Origin of the sequence: Planococcus sp. CPCC 101016, assembly GCF_007859295.1 — a bacterium.
In the GTDB taxonomy this organism is placed as follows: Bacteria; Bacillota; Bacilli; order Bacillales_A; family Planococcaceae; genus Planococcus.
Map to the genome: position 1 here is coordinate 1 of NZ_VOHB01000004.1, position 14,137 is coordinate 14,137.

The 14,137-nt window shown below is 44.8% G+C and carries 17 protein-coding genes and 8 tRNA genes; 1 reads left to right on the forward strand and 24 read right to left on the reverse strand.

The features are described 5' to 3' along the window. Positions 1 to 175 precede the first annotated feature (175 nt). The 22 genes from FQV26_RS14270 to acpS all read right to left on the reverse strand — a co-directional run bounded on the left by FQV26_RS14270 (position 176) and on the right by acpS (position 11,592). Positions 176 to 249 (reverse strand) — tRNA-Gly (locus FQV26_RS14270). Positions 250 to 278: 29 nt separating this feature from the next. Continuing rightward, positions 279 to 355, reverse strand: a tRNA-Arg gene (locus FQV26_RS14275). 14 nt (positions 356 to 369) lie between these two features. Further along, a tRNA-Leu gene (locus FQV26_RS14280) sits at positions 370 to 455 on the reverse strand. 103 nt (positions 456 to 558) lie between these two features. Beyond that, positions 559 to 633: transfer RNA gene (locus FQV26_RS14285), tRNA-Gln, on the reverse strand. Between the two features lie 8 nt (positions 634 to 641). Further along, positions 642 to 717 (reverse strand) — tRNA-Asp (locus FQV26_RS14290). Positions 718 to 720: 3 nt separating this feature from the next. Continuing rightward, a tRNA-Met gene (locus FQV26_RS14295) sits at positions 721 to 797 on the reverse strand. A gap of 174 nt (positions 798 to 971) precedes the next feature. Further along, positions 972 to 1,046: transfer RNA gene (locus FQV26_RS14300), tRNA-Glu, on the reverse strand. 5 nt (positions 1,047 to 1,051) lie between these two features. Then, a tRNA-Asn gene (locus tag FQV26_RS14305) sits at positions 1,052 to 1,126 on the reverse strand. A 172-nt stretch (positions 1,127 to 1,298) separates the two neighbouring features. Next, on the reverse strand, positions 1,299 to 1,751 hold the full coding sequence (locus FQV26_RS14310) for a SprT family protein (RefSeq protein WP_146558229.1): 453 nt from the start codon (positions 1,749 to 1,751) through the stop codon (positions 1,299 to 1,301). A 22-nt stretch (positions 1,752 to 1,773) separates the two neighbouring features. Beyond that, the gene (locus FQV26_RS14315; protein WP_146558230.1) at positions 1,774 to 3,939 is read right to left on the reverse strand and encodes a Tex family protein; all 2,166 of its coding nucleotides are present in this window, start codon (positions 3,937 to 3,939) and stop codon (positions 1,774 to 1,776) included. A gap of 409 nt (positions 3,940 to 4,348) precedes the next feature. Further along, a complete protein-coding gene (locus FQV26_RS14320) occupies positions 4,349 to 4,948 on the reverse strand; it encodes a PP2C family serine/threonine-protein phosphatase (protein WP_146558231.1) in 600 nt (199 codons plus the stop codon). After that, positions 4,948 to 5,730, reverse strand: coding sequence for an RNA polymerase sigma factor SigB (gene sigB, locus FQV26_RS14325; protein WP_146558232.1), 783 nt, complete (start codon positions 5,728 to 5,730; stop codon positions 4,948 to 4,950). The genes FQV26_RS14320 and sigB overlap by 1 nt, the downstream gene beginning before the upstream one ends. Then, positions 5,708 to 6,178, reverse strand: coding sequence for an anti-sigma B factor RsbW (gene rsbW, locus FQV26_RS14330; RefSeq protein ID WP_006830181.1), 471 nt, complete (start codon positions 6,176 to 6,178; stop codon positions 5,708 to 5,710). The genes sigB and rsbW overlap by 23 nt, the downstream gene beginning before the upstream one ends. A 1-nt stretch (position 6,179) precedes the next feature. After that, complete coding sequence (locus FQV26_RS14335) at positions 6,180 to 6,509, reverse strand: anti-sigma factor antagonist (protein ID WP_146558233.1); 330 nt, start codon at positions 6,507 to 6,509, stop codon at positions 6,180 to 6,182. A gap of 94 nt (positions 6,510 to 6,603) precedes the next feature. Next, positions 6,604 to 7,605 (reverse strand): PP2C family protein-serine/threonine phosphatase, encoded by a 1,002-nt coding sequence (locus FQV26_RS14340; RefSeq protein WP_146558234.1) that lies wholly within the window; start codon positions 7,603 to 7,605, stop codon positions 6,604 to 6,606. A 12-nt stretch (positions 7,606 to 7,617) separates the two neighbouring features. Beyond that, complete coding sequence (locus FQV26_RS14345; RefSeq protein WP_146558235.1) at positions 7,618 to 8,019, reverse strand: anti-sigma regulatory factor; 402 nt, start codon at positions 8,017 to 8,019, stop codon at positions 7,618 to 7,620. A 2-nt stretch (positions 8,020 to 8,021) separates the two neighbouring features. Then, complete coding sequence (locus FQV26_RS14350; protein ID WP_008432419.1) at positions 8,022 to 8,384, reverse strand: STAS domain-containing protein; 363 nt, start codon at positions 8,382 to 8,384, stop codon at positions 8,022 to 8,024. Next, the gene (locus tag FQV26_RS14355; protein WP_146558236.1) at positions 8,384 to 9,211 is read right to left on the reverse strand and encodes an RsbT co-antagonist protein RsbRA; all 828 of its coding nucleotides are present in this window, start codon (positions 9,209 to 9,211) and stop codon (positions 8,384 to 8,386) included. The genes FQV26_RS14350 and FQV26_RS14355 overlap by 1 nt, the downstream gene beginning before the upstream one ends. 171 nt (positions 9,212 to 9,382) lie before the next feature. After that, on the reverse strand, positions 9,383 to 9,733 hold the full coding sequence (locus FQV26_RS14360) for a type II toxin-antitoxin system PemK/MazF family toxin (protein ID WP_008432415.1): 351 nt from the start codon (positions 9,731 to 9,733) through the stop codon (positions 9,383 to 9,385). Between the two features lie 4 nt (positions 9,734 to 9,737). Then, entirely contained in the window at positions 9,738 to 10,022 is a 285-nt protein-coding gene (locus FQV26_RS14365) for a transcriptional regulator (RefSeq protein WP_142827252.1), read from the reverse strand. A gap of 43 nt (positions 10,023 to 10,065) precedes the next feature. Beyond that, positions 10,066 to 11,223 carry an alanine racemase gene (gene alr / locus FQV26_RS14370; RefSeq protein ID WP_146558237.1) on the reverse strand — a complete coding sequence of 386 codons (1,158 nt, stop codon included), beginning with the start codon at positions 11,221 to 11,223 and terminating at the stop codon, positions 10,066 to 10,068. A gap of 15 nt (positions 11,224 to 11,238) precedes the next feature. Further along, on the reverse strand, positions 11,239 to 11,592 hold the full coding sequence (gene acpS, locus FQV26_RS14375; RefSeq protein WP_146558238.1) for a holo-ACP synthase: 354 nt from the start codon (positions 11,590 to 11,592) through the stop codon (positions 11,239 to 11,241). A gap of 68 nt (positions 11,593 to 11,660) precedes the next feature. On the opposite strand from acpS, the gene FQV26_RS14380 reads away from it, so the two are divergent. After that, positions 11,661 to 12,269 carry a rhomboid family intramembrane serine protease gene (locus FQV26_RS14380; RefSeq protein ID WP_146558239.1) on the forward strand — a complete coding sequence of 203 codons (609 nt, stop codon included), beginning with the start codon at positions 11,661 to 11,663 and terminating at the stop codon, positions 12,267 to 12,269. Positions 12,270 to 12,326: 57 nt separating this feature from the next. Here FQV26_RS14380 and FQV26_RS14385 read toward each other — a convergent pair whose 3' ends face one another. Next, positions 12,327 to 13,838, reverse strand: a complete 1,512-nt coding sequence (locus FQV26_RS14385) for a PH domain-containing protein (RefSeq protein ID WP_146558836.1) — start codon at positions 13,836 to 13,838, stop codon at positions 12,327 to 12,329. Next, positions 13,831 to 14,137: PH domain-containing protein (locus FQV26_RS14390; protein ID WP_146558834.1), on the reverse strand; the 307-nt coding region annotated here is incomplete at its 5' end. The genes FQV26_RS14390 and FQV26_RS14385, both read right to left, overlap by 8 nt.

Genomic DNA, 14,137 nt, shown 5'->3' on the forward strand with positions numbered 1-14,137 from the left:
TCCATTATAGAGTAGTTGATTGCTCAAATACTTGCTGGCGTATCGCCGTCCGAAGACGCGCGATTCGCTTTGATCTGTTTGCACTGATCAGTAGGTTTGCGCGGGCCGTTTGCGCGGCCGTTGCTGTATTGTTGACGTTTTGCTGTTCAGTTTTCAAGGTTCAGGTTAAAAAGTTTGGAGCGGGTGAAGGGAATCGAACCCTCATCATCAGCTTGGAAGGCTGAGGTTTTACCACTAAACTACACCCGCACATAATGTTTTGTTAATAAGAAGAAATATGGCGCGCCCGAGAGGACTCGAACCTCTAACCGCTTGATTCGTAGTCAAGTACTCTATCCAATTGAGCTACGGGCGCGTTCGAAGAGGTATTGGTGCGGCCGAGAAGAGTCGAACTTCCACGGGATTTCTCCCACTAGGCCCTCAACCTAGCGCGTCTGCCATTCCGCCACGACCGCATTGAATTATTTTTAGGGACAAATTCTATTATACTGCATGATCGTTTTAGTGTCAATCAGAAATTAGAATTTCTAATTCATCGTCGTATCGTTTAATTAATAATGGCTGGGGTACCTGGATTCGAACCAGGGCATGACGGGATCAAAACCCGTTGCCTTACCGCTTGGCTATACCCCAATAAAAAATGGCGGTCCCGACCGGGATCGAACCGGCGATCTCCTGCGTGACAGGCAGGCATGTTAACCGCTACACCACGGGACCATTTGGTTGCGGGGGCAGGATTTGAACCTGCGACCTTTGGGTTATGAGCCCAACGAGCTACCGAACTGCTCCACCCCGCGACAATAATATAGTTGTTTCTTCTTAATCAAACGCTTCAGTTTACTAGAAACAATTGCAATTTGAAACGCCAGCAAAAACATCAACTTATTTTCTTATACTTGTTTGACTCATGTATTAGTGTAACACAGAAGTTATCCAACTATAACTTTTCAGATTAATTGCTGTTTAGAAGATGGTGACCCCTACGGGATTCGAACCCGTGTTACCGCCGTGAAAGGGCGGTGTCTTAACCGCTTGACCAAGGGGCCATGAATGGCTCCGAAGGTAGGACTCGAACCTACGACCATCGCATTAACAGTGCGGTGCTCTACCACTGAGCTACTTCGGAATAATGTTTAAGTACTTGTCGACTTTTTCTATTATAAAGAGCCCCAAGAGAATCGTCAATACCTTTTTCATTTATATTTATTATTTGTTTTCTTCTACTGAATCCAGTGTGCCAAATAACATTAAAAAGGGAGGCCATCCATAATCGGATCGCCTCCCTTCCCTTTAAATCATTATTTCGCAGCCAGCTTTCCGGAGCACTGGCCGCATCTGTAACGCTCTGTGTTCATTCGAATCTTCCGTCTGTAATTCGTCTTACAGGCGAGACATTGATAGATATAAGATTTGGCAGCGCGCTGCTGTTTTTTATTCTCCAGGACCGAGCAAAAACGAGGCGAACCGGTTTCCTTCAGCAATTCCCTGAAGTCTCGGTCGCGGTGCTTATAGCCTCTTCCTTCTATATGAAGATGGTAATGGCATAATTCGTGCTTAATGATGCCTTCAAGTTCGGAATAACCAAACTTCTCATAGGAGCCCGGATTGATTTCGATATTATGGGACCGCAGCATGTATCTGCCTCCCGTAGTCCGGAGTCTGGAATTGAAAACACCTTTATGCCGGAACGGCTTATGAAACTTCGTCAACGAAATTTCTTTGATCAGTCCAGTCAGTTCTTCGTTCGTCATGTTAACTCCCCTATGTTCAATGTTAAAGAGTCTGCTCTTTCGGCTGCAGCATCGTCAAAGCGATTCGCCCCTTGTCTTTTTCCACTTTCTCTACCCAGGCTGTCACGATGTCTCCGACGGCTACCACTTCTAACGGATGCTTCACAAACCCTTTTTTCAGTTTCGATATATGGACCAGGCCATCCTGCTTCACACCGATATCGACAAATGCGCCGAAGTCGACTACGTTGCGGACAGTTCCCTGCACTTCCATGCCCGGCAATAAATCTTCCATTTTCAAAATATCGTTTTTTAATAAAGGCTGCGGGAATTCATCGCGCGGATCACGGAAAGGTTTCTCCAGTGCCTCCAGAATATCTTTTAATGTTATTTCACCAACATCCCATTGAACGCTGAGTTCTGAAAGGTCAAGCGCCTCAAGCTTTTCGGAAATCCCTGCTTTTCCGACAGATTTCTTGTCTTCCCCTACAAGCTTCAATAGTTTTTCCGCAATGTCATAGCTCTCGGGATGGATACCTGTTGCATCTAATGGGTTTTTGCCTTCTGGAATACGCAGGAATCCGATCGCCTGTTCAAAAGTTTTCGCTCCCAAGCGCGGAATCTTTTTCAGCTGGGCCCGTGAAGTAAAACGGCCATTTTCGTCCCGAACTTTGATAACATTCTCTGCTACGGTTTTGCTCAAGCCGGCCACGTACTGTAATAAAGAAGATGATGCGGAGTTCACGTTGACACCGACTTGGTTGACCGCAGTTTCTACGACAAACGTCAGCTGGTCTGCTAATTTCTTCTGCGAGACATCATGTTGATACTGTCCGACACCAACCGCTTTCGGATCAATCTTCACAAGTTCAGACAAAGGATCCTGCAGGCGGCGTGCAATCGACGCAGCGCTCCGCTCTTCTACTTTTAAATCAGGAAATTCTGCACGGGCGATGTCAGAGGCAGAATAGACACTGGCTCCCGCTTCGTTGACGATGACATACGATATGTCCGCCGATGTCTCCGATAGAAAATCAGCAACAAATTGCTCCGTCTCACGTGAAGCGGTGCCGTTTCCGATCGCCATGATTTCAATCGGATACTTTGAAGTCAACCGTTCCATAATTTTCTTTGATCCGGCTTGATCTGATTTGGGCGGATGCGGATAGATAACCGCAACTTCCAGCAGTTTGCCCGTTTCATCGATGACAGCGAGTTTACAGCCTGTTCTGTAGGCCGGATCAACCCCTAGCACCATTTTATTTTTCATCGGCGGCTGCAGAAGAAGATTACGCAGATTTTCCGAGAAGATATGAATGGCTTGAGTTTCTCCTTTTTCGCTCAATTCAGTCCGAATCTCCCGTTCAACTGACGGTTGTATCAGCCGTTTGTAACTGTCTTCGATGGCTTGAGCAACTACATCTCCTGTTGAACGCGTTTGTTTCATCCACTTGTTTTTCATCAATGTTATGATTCGGTCGGCCGGCGGGTTGATGGACACTTTCAAAACATCTTCTTTTTCTCCACGATTGATGGCTAAAATTCGATGCGGCACGATCTTTTGAATCGCTTCTTCATATTCGTAATACATTTGGAATACTTGTTTTTCGTCTTCGTGATTTTTCTTGGCGGCGGTGGCGATTGTGCCATCTTTTCGCGTCATATACCGAATTTTTTCTCGAATGTCGGGATCGTCAGCGAATAATTCCGCCAAAATGTCCTGTGCTCCTTGGATTGCTTCCTCAGTTGATGCGACGCCCGCTTCTTCATTGACGAATGCCAGCGCTTTATCACCCAAGTTTTCACTGCCGGGTTCCATTAGCCAATCCGCCAGCGGCTGAAGACCTTTTTCTTTTGCAATAATTGCTTTGGTCCGACGTTTTTGTTTATATGGCCGGTATAAATCTTCAACACGCTGCAGAACGGTAGCGTTGTGAATTGCCTTTTCCAATTCATCTGTCAACTTCTCCTGTTCTGAAATTGACCGGATTACATCTATTTTCCGTTGTTCTAAATTTTGAATGTATGTATACCGGTCATCGATTGCTTTGATCTGCACTTCATCTAAAGATCCGGTTGCCTCTTTCCGGTAACGCGCGATGAACGGCACGGTATTGCCATCTTCAATCAATGCGATGACTTGCGCGACTTGGTTGTTTCGCACGCCCGTTTCTTTGGCGATTAATGTGTGAATTTGCTGCATTTCCATATAGACACTTCCCTTCAGTTCTCTTCTATTTTAACACATTAAGAAAAGCGGAAGCGCCCGTGTAGCTCTGCCGGGCATAAGACAGACCAACAGTGTGGCGTTCTTTGCCGCACAGTTGGGTTGGCTTATGACCCAAAGAGGTGGGCGCTGGAGTCTGGACACTGAAAAGCGCAAGCGCCCATGTAGCACTGACGGGCATGAGACAGATCGACGAAGCGCTCTTTGCCGCACAGTCGGGTTGGCTTATGACCCAAGAGCTGGGCGCTGGAGTCTGAACATTGAAAAGAGGAAGCGCTCTTGTAGCTCCTCCAGGCACAACCCCGATTAGCGAATCGGCAATTTTTCAACCAGTTCGGTTACGTGCTGAAGAGCAAACTTCTCGGGTTTGAGCAATAAAAAAGAAGCCAGCTCATTTAAGCAGGCTTCCTGTTATGAAAGTGGCGTCATCACCCGTTTGAATGGACGCCAGTATGTCGCGATATAATTGTTCAGGAACCGCAGCTTTCCGCATCATGGCTTTTGGATTTCTCAAATCCACTCCATCGGAATGAATCAGGAACAAATCGTCTTCCACATAAGTGTAAAGCTGAGTGCGTAATTTTTGGGGACGGCCCGATAAATAGCCCATCACCGGCAAGGGATAGATAATTTCATCTGTCGCTTTGCGGTACAAATAAAATCGGATATTGCCGACACAGCTGTATTCGAGGGTCTTTTTAGTGAAATCGACTTTAAAGATTGCTACGGCAGCTCCGCGTTTCTGAAGCATCAAGCCGTTAAAGCGATACATTAATTGATCGATTGTTTCATGGTGGTATTGTCGTAAAATTTGGGGAATGACTTGAGACGATTCACGTGCTACAGGTCCACTCCCTAATCCATCGGCTACGGAGCAAATGAAATAATCGTCCGTCAACACTGTATGATAGCTGTCGCCAGATTCATGATTTCCTTTTTTTGCTTCGTTGAAAATATAAGCATCTACAAAACTATGCTGAATTTTCTCCACTAAGAAACCCCACCGGCCGCTAGAATAGCTTCTTGAAGTTTTTTGATGGCTTTTCTTTGCAAACGAGATACATGCATTTGAGAAATACCGAGTTTGTCTCCGGCTTCTTTCTGGCTCAGCTGCTCTATGTAAGTGAATTGGATGATCTGCTTCTCGCGTTCAGAAAGCACATTCATCGCTTCAGCTACAAGCATCCGCTGATCCGCTTTCTCGTAACCATCGTCTTCTTGGCCTACTACATCAAACAAAGTGACGGTACTGCCGTCTGAATCTGCCTCTAAAGAGTGGTCCATTGAAAGTGCCTGATAGCTTTTGCCCATTTCCATCGCTTCAAGTACATCGTCTTCTTCAACATCCAGATATTCGGCAATTTCCCATACTTGCGGCGAACGCTGAAGCTCTGTTGTCAATACTTCAACGGTTGCTTTGATACGGGGGCCTAATTCCTTTATGCGCCGCGGAACGTGAATCGCCCACGTTTTATCACGCAAAAAGCGTTTGATTTCGCCGATAATCGTAGGCACAGCAAAAGCCTCAAAGCTACGGCCATATGAAGGGTCGTAACGTCTGATAGCTCCTAAAAGTCCAAGCATGCCTACTTGCGCAATATCCTCGTGGTAAGATTTACCATTAGAATATTTTCGTGCAATGGATTCCACAAGACGCTTGTAATTTAATACCAAATTTGTTTGGGCTTCTTCATCTTCTGTCTTTTGATAAGCTTCAATCCACTCAAGCACCTGCTCTTTGGTAGGCTGATTAGGATGAGACTGTTTCGACATCCTTCTCCACCTGCTCTCCTTCAACATGCTTTGTCATGAAGATTGTTACGCCTTCTTGATGATGAACTTTGACTTCGTCCATCAATGTTTCAATCAAATACAAGCCGAGACCTCCTTCACGGAGAAAAGCGCCTTCTTCTTGATCATGATAAGGACCTACTTTAGCTTTGGTTTCTTCAAAATTAAAACTTTGGCCATGATCCGCTACCATAATTTCAATCTTATCTTCATACAGTGCGCAGCCGATAACAACTTCGCCTTCTTCGCCTTCTGCATAAGCATGTTGAACCGCATTGGTAACCGCCTCACTTGAAGCGATCTTCAAATCCTCTATATCATCAAATGAAAATCCGATACGGCTGGCTAAACCAGAAATTGTAAGCCTTGCGACACCGACATATTGAGATTTGGCAGGCACTCTCATTTCCACATAATCGAAAGGACGCATATCAGTTACCACCCTTCCCGACTGATTCGATATCCATAATATCGCCTAAACCTGTAATATCGAAAAGTCGTTTCAATCGGGTTGAGAGTCCCTTTAATTTTACGTGTCCGCCATTTGAATTGACCGATTTATAAAAAGCCACGAAAACTCCCAATCCTGTACTATCCATATAATTAACGTCGGAAAGATCCAACACTGCTTTTAATCCTTGGTGGTTCTGGTAATTTTCTAATTTTTCCCGTAGGACTGGTGCGGTATGTGCATCTATTTCCCCGCGTATAAAGCCCTCAAGGACATTGTCCGATTCAGTTAAATCCACTTGAATATTCATTGTGATTCGACACCCCGTTTTTTAAAATTCAATCCCGCTTAAAAAAGCTATTCTAAGCCTAAATACCACAATTGACCCCTAGCTAAACCTGCCGTTACACTTTTTTATAAATCACCAGGGTAAAGTCATCCTGGAACTGGGCATTTTGCATCCGTTCAAGTTCGTCATAGACGTATTGCACAATGGTTTGCGCAGGTTCGTTTTTTTTGCGTTCAATCAACTCAAAAATAACCTCGCGTTCGATAAAGCCTTCATCGTTCCGGCCTTCCGTTACGCCATCCGTCATCATAATTACCAGATCGCCTTTTTCCAAGTCGACTGTATGTTCTTCGTACACAGCAGCAGGAGACACACCCAGCAGCAGCCCTTTCGCATACAGTTCACTGAATTCGTTATTTTTGGCACGATACAGGATAGCCGGTTCATGTCCCGCAGATCCATAGGTCAACCGTGCCTGCTTAGCATCGTAATTGCAGTAGAACATCGAAACGAACATCGAATCGTCGACACTCTTCTCCACAATCCGGTTGATGACCCCTAAGACATCTTTTGGAAGCGCATGTGAGCTGTTTAAGCTGTCCATACCAAACTTAATCATGGACATGCAAAGAGCTGCCGGAAGACCTTTGCCGATTACATCCGCAACCGCCACACCGGCATAACCATCGTGATCACTGACAAAATAAATATAATCCCCGTTCATTTTGCGCGCAGGGATAGAAAGAAGGCCGATATCCAAACCTTCCAGTACAGGCAACTTGGTCTTCAACAAAGTTTCTTGAACATTTGCAGCAAGATCCATTTCCACTTTCAACTCTTCCTGCTGCTTCAAAAGGCTTTGCCGTTCTTGAAGTGCCAAACCGTAATTGATCATCATTTCAATTAAAAAATCAAAAGAATGCCATACAACGTCCGGCAATTCTCCATACAACTCCTGAATTGCCGCTTTGTGCATGCTGATGACTTCTTCGGGCGCAATGTTCTCAAGGATAAGCTGCCTACTGAAATTTTGGCCAACATACAAATTTTGTTCTGATTGTTTCTTCATGTATTCGTTTAAAATTTCTTTATACTGAATCTCAATTTCTTGAGCCATTGGGCGTTCCCCCTAACGAAGCCACTTCGTAGCTCTTATATCTGTTCCTTCACCTAAAATCGTTTCAATCTTAAAATCATCCATTAGCCGCTTAACACCAGGCAGTCCTGCTCCTAACCCGCCGGAAGTCGTAAAGCCATCTTCCATTACTTTGCGAATATCAGGAATTCCGGGGCCGCTGTCTGCAGCAATGATTAAGATTCCTTTAACGCCATTTTCTGTTAACTGCTGGATCTCAATCCTGCCTTTTCCAGCATATAAATAAATATTGCGAGCAAGCTCGCTGATGGCCGTTGTAATACGGGCCTGGTCAACTGTACCAAAGCCAAGCTCTTTCGCCACGTTGCGTCCGAGTTGTCTTGCGGCAACAATATCCCATTCTGTCAAAATTTCCACCGAGGACTGGTCGCTCATTTTTAAGCCTCCAATTCCAATTGAAGTTTATCCAAGCCATTTTCTAAATCTAGCGCTGTCATAACGTCTTCAAGTCGAATTCCTAACTCGATTAAAGTGATAGCGACTGCTGGTTGGATACCGGTAATGACTACTCTGGCCCCCATCAGACTTGACATGCTGATGACGTCTCCCAGAACTTTCGCAATAAATGAGTCGATAAAGTCAATCGATGTCAAATCGATAACGACACCGCGTGCACTTGTTTCGTGCAGCTTCGTCAATAAATCTTCTTGAAACTGAAGAGCCGTTTGGTCATCAAGCTCCCATTGTATCGAAACAATCAATGTATCTCTTAACTTTAAAATTGGAATTCTAAAATTCATCAGTCTTCAACCTCCACAATTTTTCGGTTTGTCCAAGCTAACGCTTGTTCCACGCCTCGTTGCAACGTGCTCGTTGTCGTAAAATCATTCAAGTTGATGCCAAGCGTAACAATCGTCTGGGCAATTTCAGGCCGAATTCCGACGAGCATGCATTTTGCTCCAACCAGACGGACAGCATCTGCTGCCTGGATAATGTGATGGGCGACCATTGTATCCACTACCGGAACTCCGGTGATATCAAGCAACACGACCTCTGCACGATGCTTAACCACACCTTCCAGTAGATTTTCCATGATCAGTTTTGCCCGCTCTGTATCGATTGTTCCAACAAGCGGCATGACCGAAACTTTTTCAAAGACTGGAATAAGAGAAGCTGAAAGTTCCTGCAGCGCAATCTTTTGAAGGCTTACCGTACGCTCCCAAGTTTTTGAATACGCCTCTATGGTGTTGTCGCGAATTGGCGTGATCCATTTACTGAACTCTTCTACAAATGCAGCAATATTACCTTCATGAATGATCTCTTCTTCAGTCATTCCTTCATAGACAATTTCTGCAAAATGAGTGATCGCTTTTGTAACAAATGTAATTGACCATCCAAGGCGAACCACCTTCTCCGCAAAATCATTTAATCTATTTTCATAAGCTTGATGGCTTTCTAATAGATTGGAAATCATTAGTTCCGCAAATTCATGGCTTGTTTGATTCATCAGTTCTGCAGTCATTAATTGAAAAGAACGATCATTTTTTTCGCTCTTCATTTTTTCCTGCCATTGCGAAATGATTTCTGTTAAGTTCCCTTGTATATATTGAGCCATCTGTTTATTCATATTGATTAAAAACCCTCCCCGTGACACTATGTATCCCAAATTTTATCTGCTACTCTTTATTGTATCGGAAATTCGTTTTTTTCACATCTTTTTTGTCGGCCTGCTTATCATTTGAAAAAAAAAGCACCTCGAGAAAAAATTCTCAAGGTGTCTTTCAAGGAGTATGTATGCTTAAAATTTTACAAGACCGACGCTAATTTCCAATGCCTCGTCCACTTTTTCCATCAACGTGTCATCAAGTTGGGTGATTTTATCGGTCAGTCGAGACTTGTCAATGGTCCGCAATTGTTCAAGCAGAATCACTGAATCACGTTCAAAGCCGTACTTTTTGGCGTTGATCTCTACATGAGTCGGCAATTTGGCTTTTTGAATCTGTGCCGTAATTGCAGCAATGATGACAGTAGGACTGAAACGATTTCCTATATCGTTTTGGATCACCAGCACAGGACGGGTCCCACCTTGCTCAGACCCGACGACCGGCGATAATTCTGCAAAAAAAACATCCCCGCGTTTTACAATCAAGTTGTCACCCTCCGCTTACGAGTCGCACTGTCGTGTGCTCCGCTTCGTACTCAGCGTGAGAACATTCACAAGCAATCGATAGATTGATTTGTGACATCTCCACGTAGCCCTTGATCATCGCTTCCCGAATATGATATGAGTCGTACAAATTCTTAGTCACCCGGTGTGTGGAAACATAGATGTAATCTCCACTTTCTTGAACACGTTCATCTGAATGAGTTGTCAACTCCGAAATAAATTGTTTTGGCAATTTTACAACCACTTCTTTTGTCTTTGACTTCTCGTACACAGCCGACACCTCCGAAAATCCCGTTCTTCTGTCTTTATCTTTCTCATCTTAACATTGTATCGGGTTCCTGAAAAGGTAAATCGGAAACTTCTGTGCTGTCCGAGTAAATACGCGGTACACGTTTTGTTAAAATACACGGGATTTCATATGGGATTGTTTCCAGTCTGCGCGCCCATTCATCAATGAAAATCCGCTGCTCTCCTTGCTGTCCAATCAGCTGTACTTTTTCTCCGACCGGCATTTTTTCAGAAAGGCGGATCATGCACTGGTCCATGCAAATTCTACCGACAACCGGTACACGCTGTCCTCTCACCAAAACGTCCTGCCCCTGCAGTCCGCGAAGCATCCCATCGGCATAACCGATCGGCAAGGTCGCAATCCACTCGTCCTGTTCGGCCCGGTAAGTAGCTCCATAACTCACACCTTCGCCAGTCCGGATTTTTTTCACGTGGATAATTTCCGTTTCCAGACTGAGTGCCGGATGCAGCTGAATAGGCATTTCCTCCCCGACATAGGGAGATGGTGCGATGCCATACAAAGAAATCCCCACCCGCACTGCATCACAAGCTAATTCAGGGTGCATGATGGCGGCTGCGCTATTGGAAACGTGAACCATAATAGAAGGATCGTCCAATTTATCAATTACAGCATTCATCGCCTTCACCTGCTGACTAAAAAGAGAAGATTGCTGTTCATCCGCAGTCGCGAAATGCGTGAAGATTCCTTTAAAAGCAAAATCATGATCAGCGATAAAACCGAATGCCTCGTTGACTTCGTCCACTTGGATGCCAATCCGCCTCATGCCCGTATCCACTTTCAAGTGAATTTTTAAAGTATTCGATTCCGGCATCAACTGGCCCGCTGCCATTGACAGCCAGTCAATGGAAACTGCAGTTACGGTAATGTCGCGCTGCTGGGCCACAGGGATAAAACTTGGAGGAGTAGCACCCATTACCAGCAATTCTGTTTCGATGCCCTGGTCCCGAAGAAAAAGAGCTTCATCCGGCGTTGCCACTGCCAGCATATTGACACCATTTTCGATAGCTGTCTTCGCCACTGCCAGAACCCCGTGTCCATAAGCATCCGCTTTTATTACGGCAATCACTTCAGCATCGCCGCTTCGTTTTTGAAATATTGCTAAATTCTTTTTGATTGCACCTAAATCAATGACCGCTTTTGTCGGCCGATAGTATTCCGTCATCGTAACACCGCCCAGTTAATTTGTTTGTAAAAGAACTTGCGCTGCTGCAAATTCTTTTGAATGTGTGATGGATACCAGGCCCGTTTCTATGCGCTGGAAATAAACAGAAGGTTTGCCTTTGTCATCTTTTCTGATTTCAATATCCTGAAAAGAGCAATCACCGCCAATCCCTGTTCCATTAGCTTTGGAAAACGCTTCTTTTGCCGCAAAACGGCCTGCTAAAAATTCCACTTTCCTTTTCGCTGTTAATTGGTTGTATTCAACCTGCTCGTATTCAGTTAAAATACGTTGACGAAATTTTGATGATTTGGCATCCAATCGCCGAATTCGTGACAATTCAACGACATCCAACCCGATTCCTGTAATCATAAATGTTTCTCCTTTCAATCGCAAACCGGTAACAGGTATAATTAAAAATATGAAATAGAGGTGACTAAATGTTTATACGAACAGAAAGTTTTAAGCAGTACCTGAACATGTACCCGGTCGTTTCCACTTTGATCGCACTTAATCTATTAGTCTATGTACTGACTCGGATACCTGAACTTGGTGACCTAATTTACTTCCACGGCATCGGTTCTAACTTCTACATTGCACAAGGAGAGTGGTGGCGATTCTTCACACCTATGTTCCTCCACGGCGGATTGATGCATTTGCTGTTTAATATGTTCTCGTTGTTTCTCTTCGGACCTGAACTGGAACGTTTAACCGGCAAAGTTCGTTTTATCACAATTTACGTGTTGGCGGGATTCTTCGCTTCAGCGGCAACCTACTTTTTGCAGCCGCTCGATTATGCTCATGTGGGAGCCAGCGGTGCGATTTTCGGAGTATTTGGCGCATTTGGCGCATTGGTGTATTACGGCGGACGCGCCTTGCCTCAGCTCAAACAAATTATACTCCCAATTATCGTCATTAGTATAGTCATGACTTTCCTGACACCGAACGTCAACGTCACGGCCCATATCGCCGGAATGATTACTGGATTCCTTATCGGACTCAGTTATTTCCATCCAAAACGGATCGTCAGCTGGCGGGCTAAAAAATAAAGAAAACAGCCGGAATTTTTAATTCCGGCTGTTTTTGTTTGGGGAAAAGTATAAGTTTCAACGTTCATTGTTTCTGGATCCAGAAGGTTCATACCATGCTAGAATCCTGCTAGCATCGTCTTTTTCCATATGAGGGGTGGTTGCAGTAGCTCCCATCATTCCGGACTTGATGGTCGAACTGATTGAAGCAATCCCTTTTCGGCGTTGAAAAAAGCTCTGCGTCACTTGAATGACCTGGACGCGCTTCTTCAGCATGAAAAAGCGGTGTTTGCTGAGTCCTCTAAACTGCATCGTCAATTGTTTCTCTCCTAACGCATAGCCTGCTGTCCGGTGCTGCCAGACTCCGGTGATTACGATAAATGGCAAAATAATCAGTGCCAGCAGGCCGTATGGATAGAAAAAATAACCTAAAGCCGCGAGCATCGGTAATAGCCAGATCAAATCCAGGCGATAGAAGAAATGGACGCTGCGCTTTGGTGCTTTGACCAGTTCCGGTGTCCATTCCAGTTCAGGAAATAACTCAGCCAGTATCGGAATCATCCGATCCGCCTTCACCAAAGGAAACAAACGGATTTTTTCATCCTTATCCCCAACCGAGCCTCCTGCACTTTCAACCATTACCGTTGCATAGCCAAAGAGCTCCCGCAGAGGATTTTGGCTCACTTTTATTCCTTGAACGCGTTTCAACGGTACGGAAACCTTCTTTTTCTCCAATAAACCTCTGGTGATATAGATATGGTCCTCATCACGTTGAATGGTGAATTGGTAATTGGCTACAATCGTCATAATGACCGAAATAACCCATACAATCAACAGAACCATAAAGATGGTCAAGGCCACAATCAATACACCAAAACGTAGAAACAGCATGACTTCCTCGTAGATAGCATCGTATGGAATCAACTCGGAAAACTGGGACAGGAAAAGTGCAACTGCTGAAATTACAACCCCGATCCCTCCGGAAGTCGTCGCCAAAATCAATAATTCCTTCATGGACATGCGGTACAGTACCATCGCTTCTTTTTTAACAGGTGCTTCCACTTTTTCAACCGGTCCCATTTCTGCGACAACCTCGTCAGGCAGATGGTGCTTGGCTTTTTCCATTTCACTTTCAATACGGTCTGCGTCTTCTCGTGATATAGCCGTCAACTCAGCTTCCGCCTGCCCTATTTTGCCGGAACCAGCTGTTTCCACTTTCACTTTCACCAGACCGAGCGGGCGATGAAAGATGCCTTCTGTGTAATTCAAACTTTGAATTCGGTCAAATGGAATATATCGCTTTTTCTTCACAAAGAGGCCATACTCTATGCGCAATTCTCCATCTTCAAACCAATAAACAAAACGTTTCCATTTAATTATTCCACCGACCAGCAAGAAGACTAGAACAACACTCCCAATTATGATCGGGAGCAAGCCCTGCCACCCTTGGGTGAACATCGAGCTGACTCCGCCGTCTCTGAAAATATTGACACCAAAAACGATGATGAACGGCACAATCAATTCCTTTAAGCCCTTAATGAAATTTAGAAATGCCGAAATCGGATGAAGTTTGTAACGTTCTTCATACATCATCTTCCGCCACCCTTGCTAATACGGAAATTCTGGCCCTCAGCTCATCGGCTTCCGCTGTTACTAATGCCGGAATTGTGTGAGTGGTTGCAGCTGTTGAAATTGAAATTTCCGCTAGATCATATTTTCGTAGTATGGGCCCTTGTTCAGTATCCACATGCTGAACACACACCATCGGGACCAATGTCCGGGTTACAATAAACAAACCATGCTGCAATTCAATTTCCTGTTCCCTTACCTCGTAGCGCCAGCGCTGCCAACGGATTTTCGGGAACAAATAAATCAGCAGGAAACCGAAC

Excerpts from the sequence above, each read along its gene's own strand:
- FQV26_RS14310 (WP_146558229.1), bottom strand. The coding sequence starts at position 1,751 with ATGACGAACGAAGAACTGACTGGACTGATCAAAGAAATTTCGTTGACG.
- FQV26_RS14315 (WP_146558230.1), bottom strand. The coding sequence starts at position 3,939 with ATGGAAATGCAGCAAATTCACACATTAATCGCCAAAGAAACGGGCGTG.
- sigB (WP_146558232.1), bottom strand. The coding sequence starts at position 5,730 with ATGTCGAAACAGTCTCATCCTAATCAGCCTACCAAAGAGCAGGTGCTT.
- rsbW (WP_006830181.1), bottom strand. The coding sequence starts at position 6,178 with ATGCGTCCTTTCGATTATGTGGAAATGAGAGTGCCTGCCAAATCTCAA.
- FQV26_RS14335 (WP_146558233.1), bottom strand. The coding sequence starts at position 6,509 with ATGAATATTCAAGTGGATTTAACTGAATCGGACAATGTCCTTGAGGGC.
- FQV26_RS14340 (WP_146558234.1), bottom strand. The coding sequence starts at position 7,605 with ATGGCTCAAGAAATTGAGATTCAGTATAAAGAAATTTTAAACGAATAC.
- FQV26_RS14345 (WP_146558235.1), bottom strand. The coding sequence starts at position 8,019 with ATGAGCGACCAGTCCTCGGTGGAAATTTTGACAGAATGGGATATTGTT.
- FQV26_RS14350 (WP_008432419.1), bottom strand. The coding sequence starts at position 8,384 with ATGAATTTTAGAATTCCAATTTTAAAGTTAAGAGATACATTGATTGTT.
- FQV26_RS14355 (WP_146558236.1), bottom strand. The coding sequence starts at position 9,211 with ATGAATAAACAGATGGCTCAATATATACAAGGGAACTTAACAGAAATC.
- alr (WP_146558237.1), bottom strand. The coding sequence starts at position 11,223 with ATGACGGAATACTATCGGCCGACAAAAGCGGTCATTGATTTAGGTGCA.
- acpS (WP_146558238.1), bottom strand. The coding sequence starts at position 11,592 with ATGATTACAGGAATCGGGTTGGATGTCGTTGAATTGTCACGAATTCGG.
- FQV26_RS14380 (WP_146558239.1), top strand. The coding sequence starts at position 11,661 with ATGTTTATACGAACAGAAAGTTTTAAGCAGTACCTGAACATGTACCCG.
- FQV26_RS14385 (WP_146558836.1), bottom strand. The coding sequence starts at position 13,838 with ATGTATGAAGAACGTTACAAACTTCATCCGATTTCGGCATTTCTAAAT.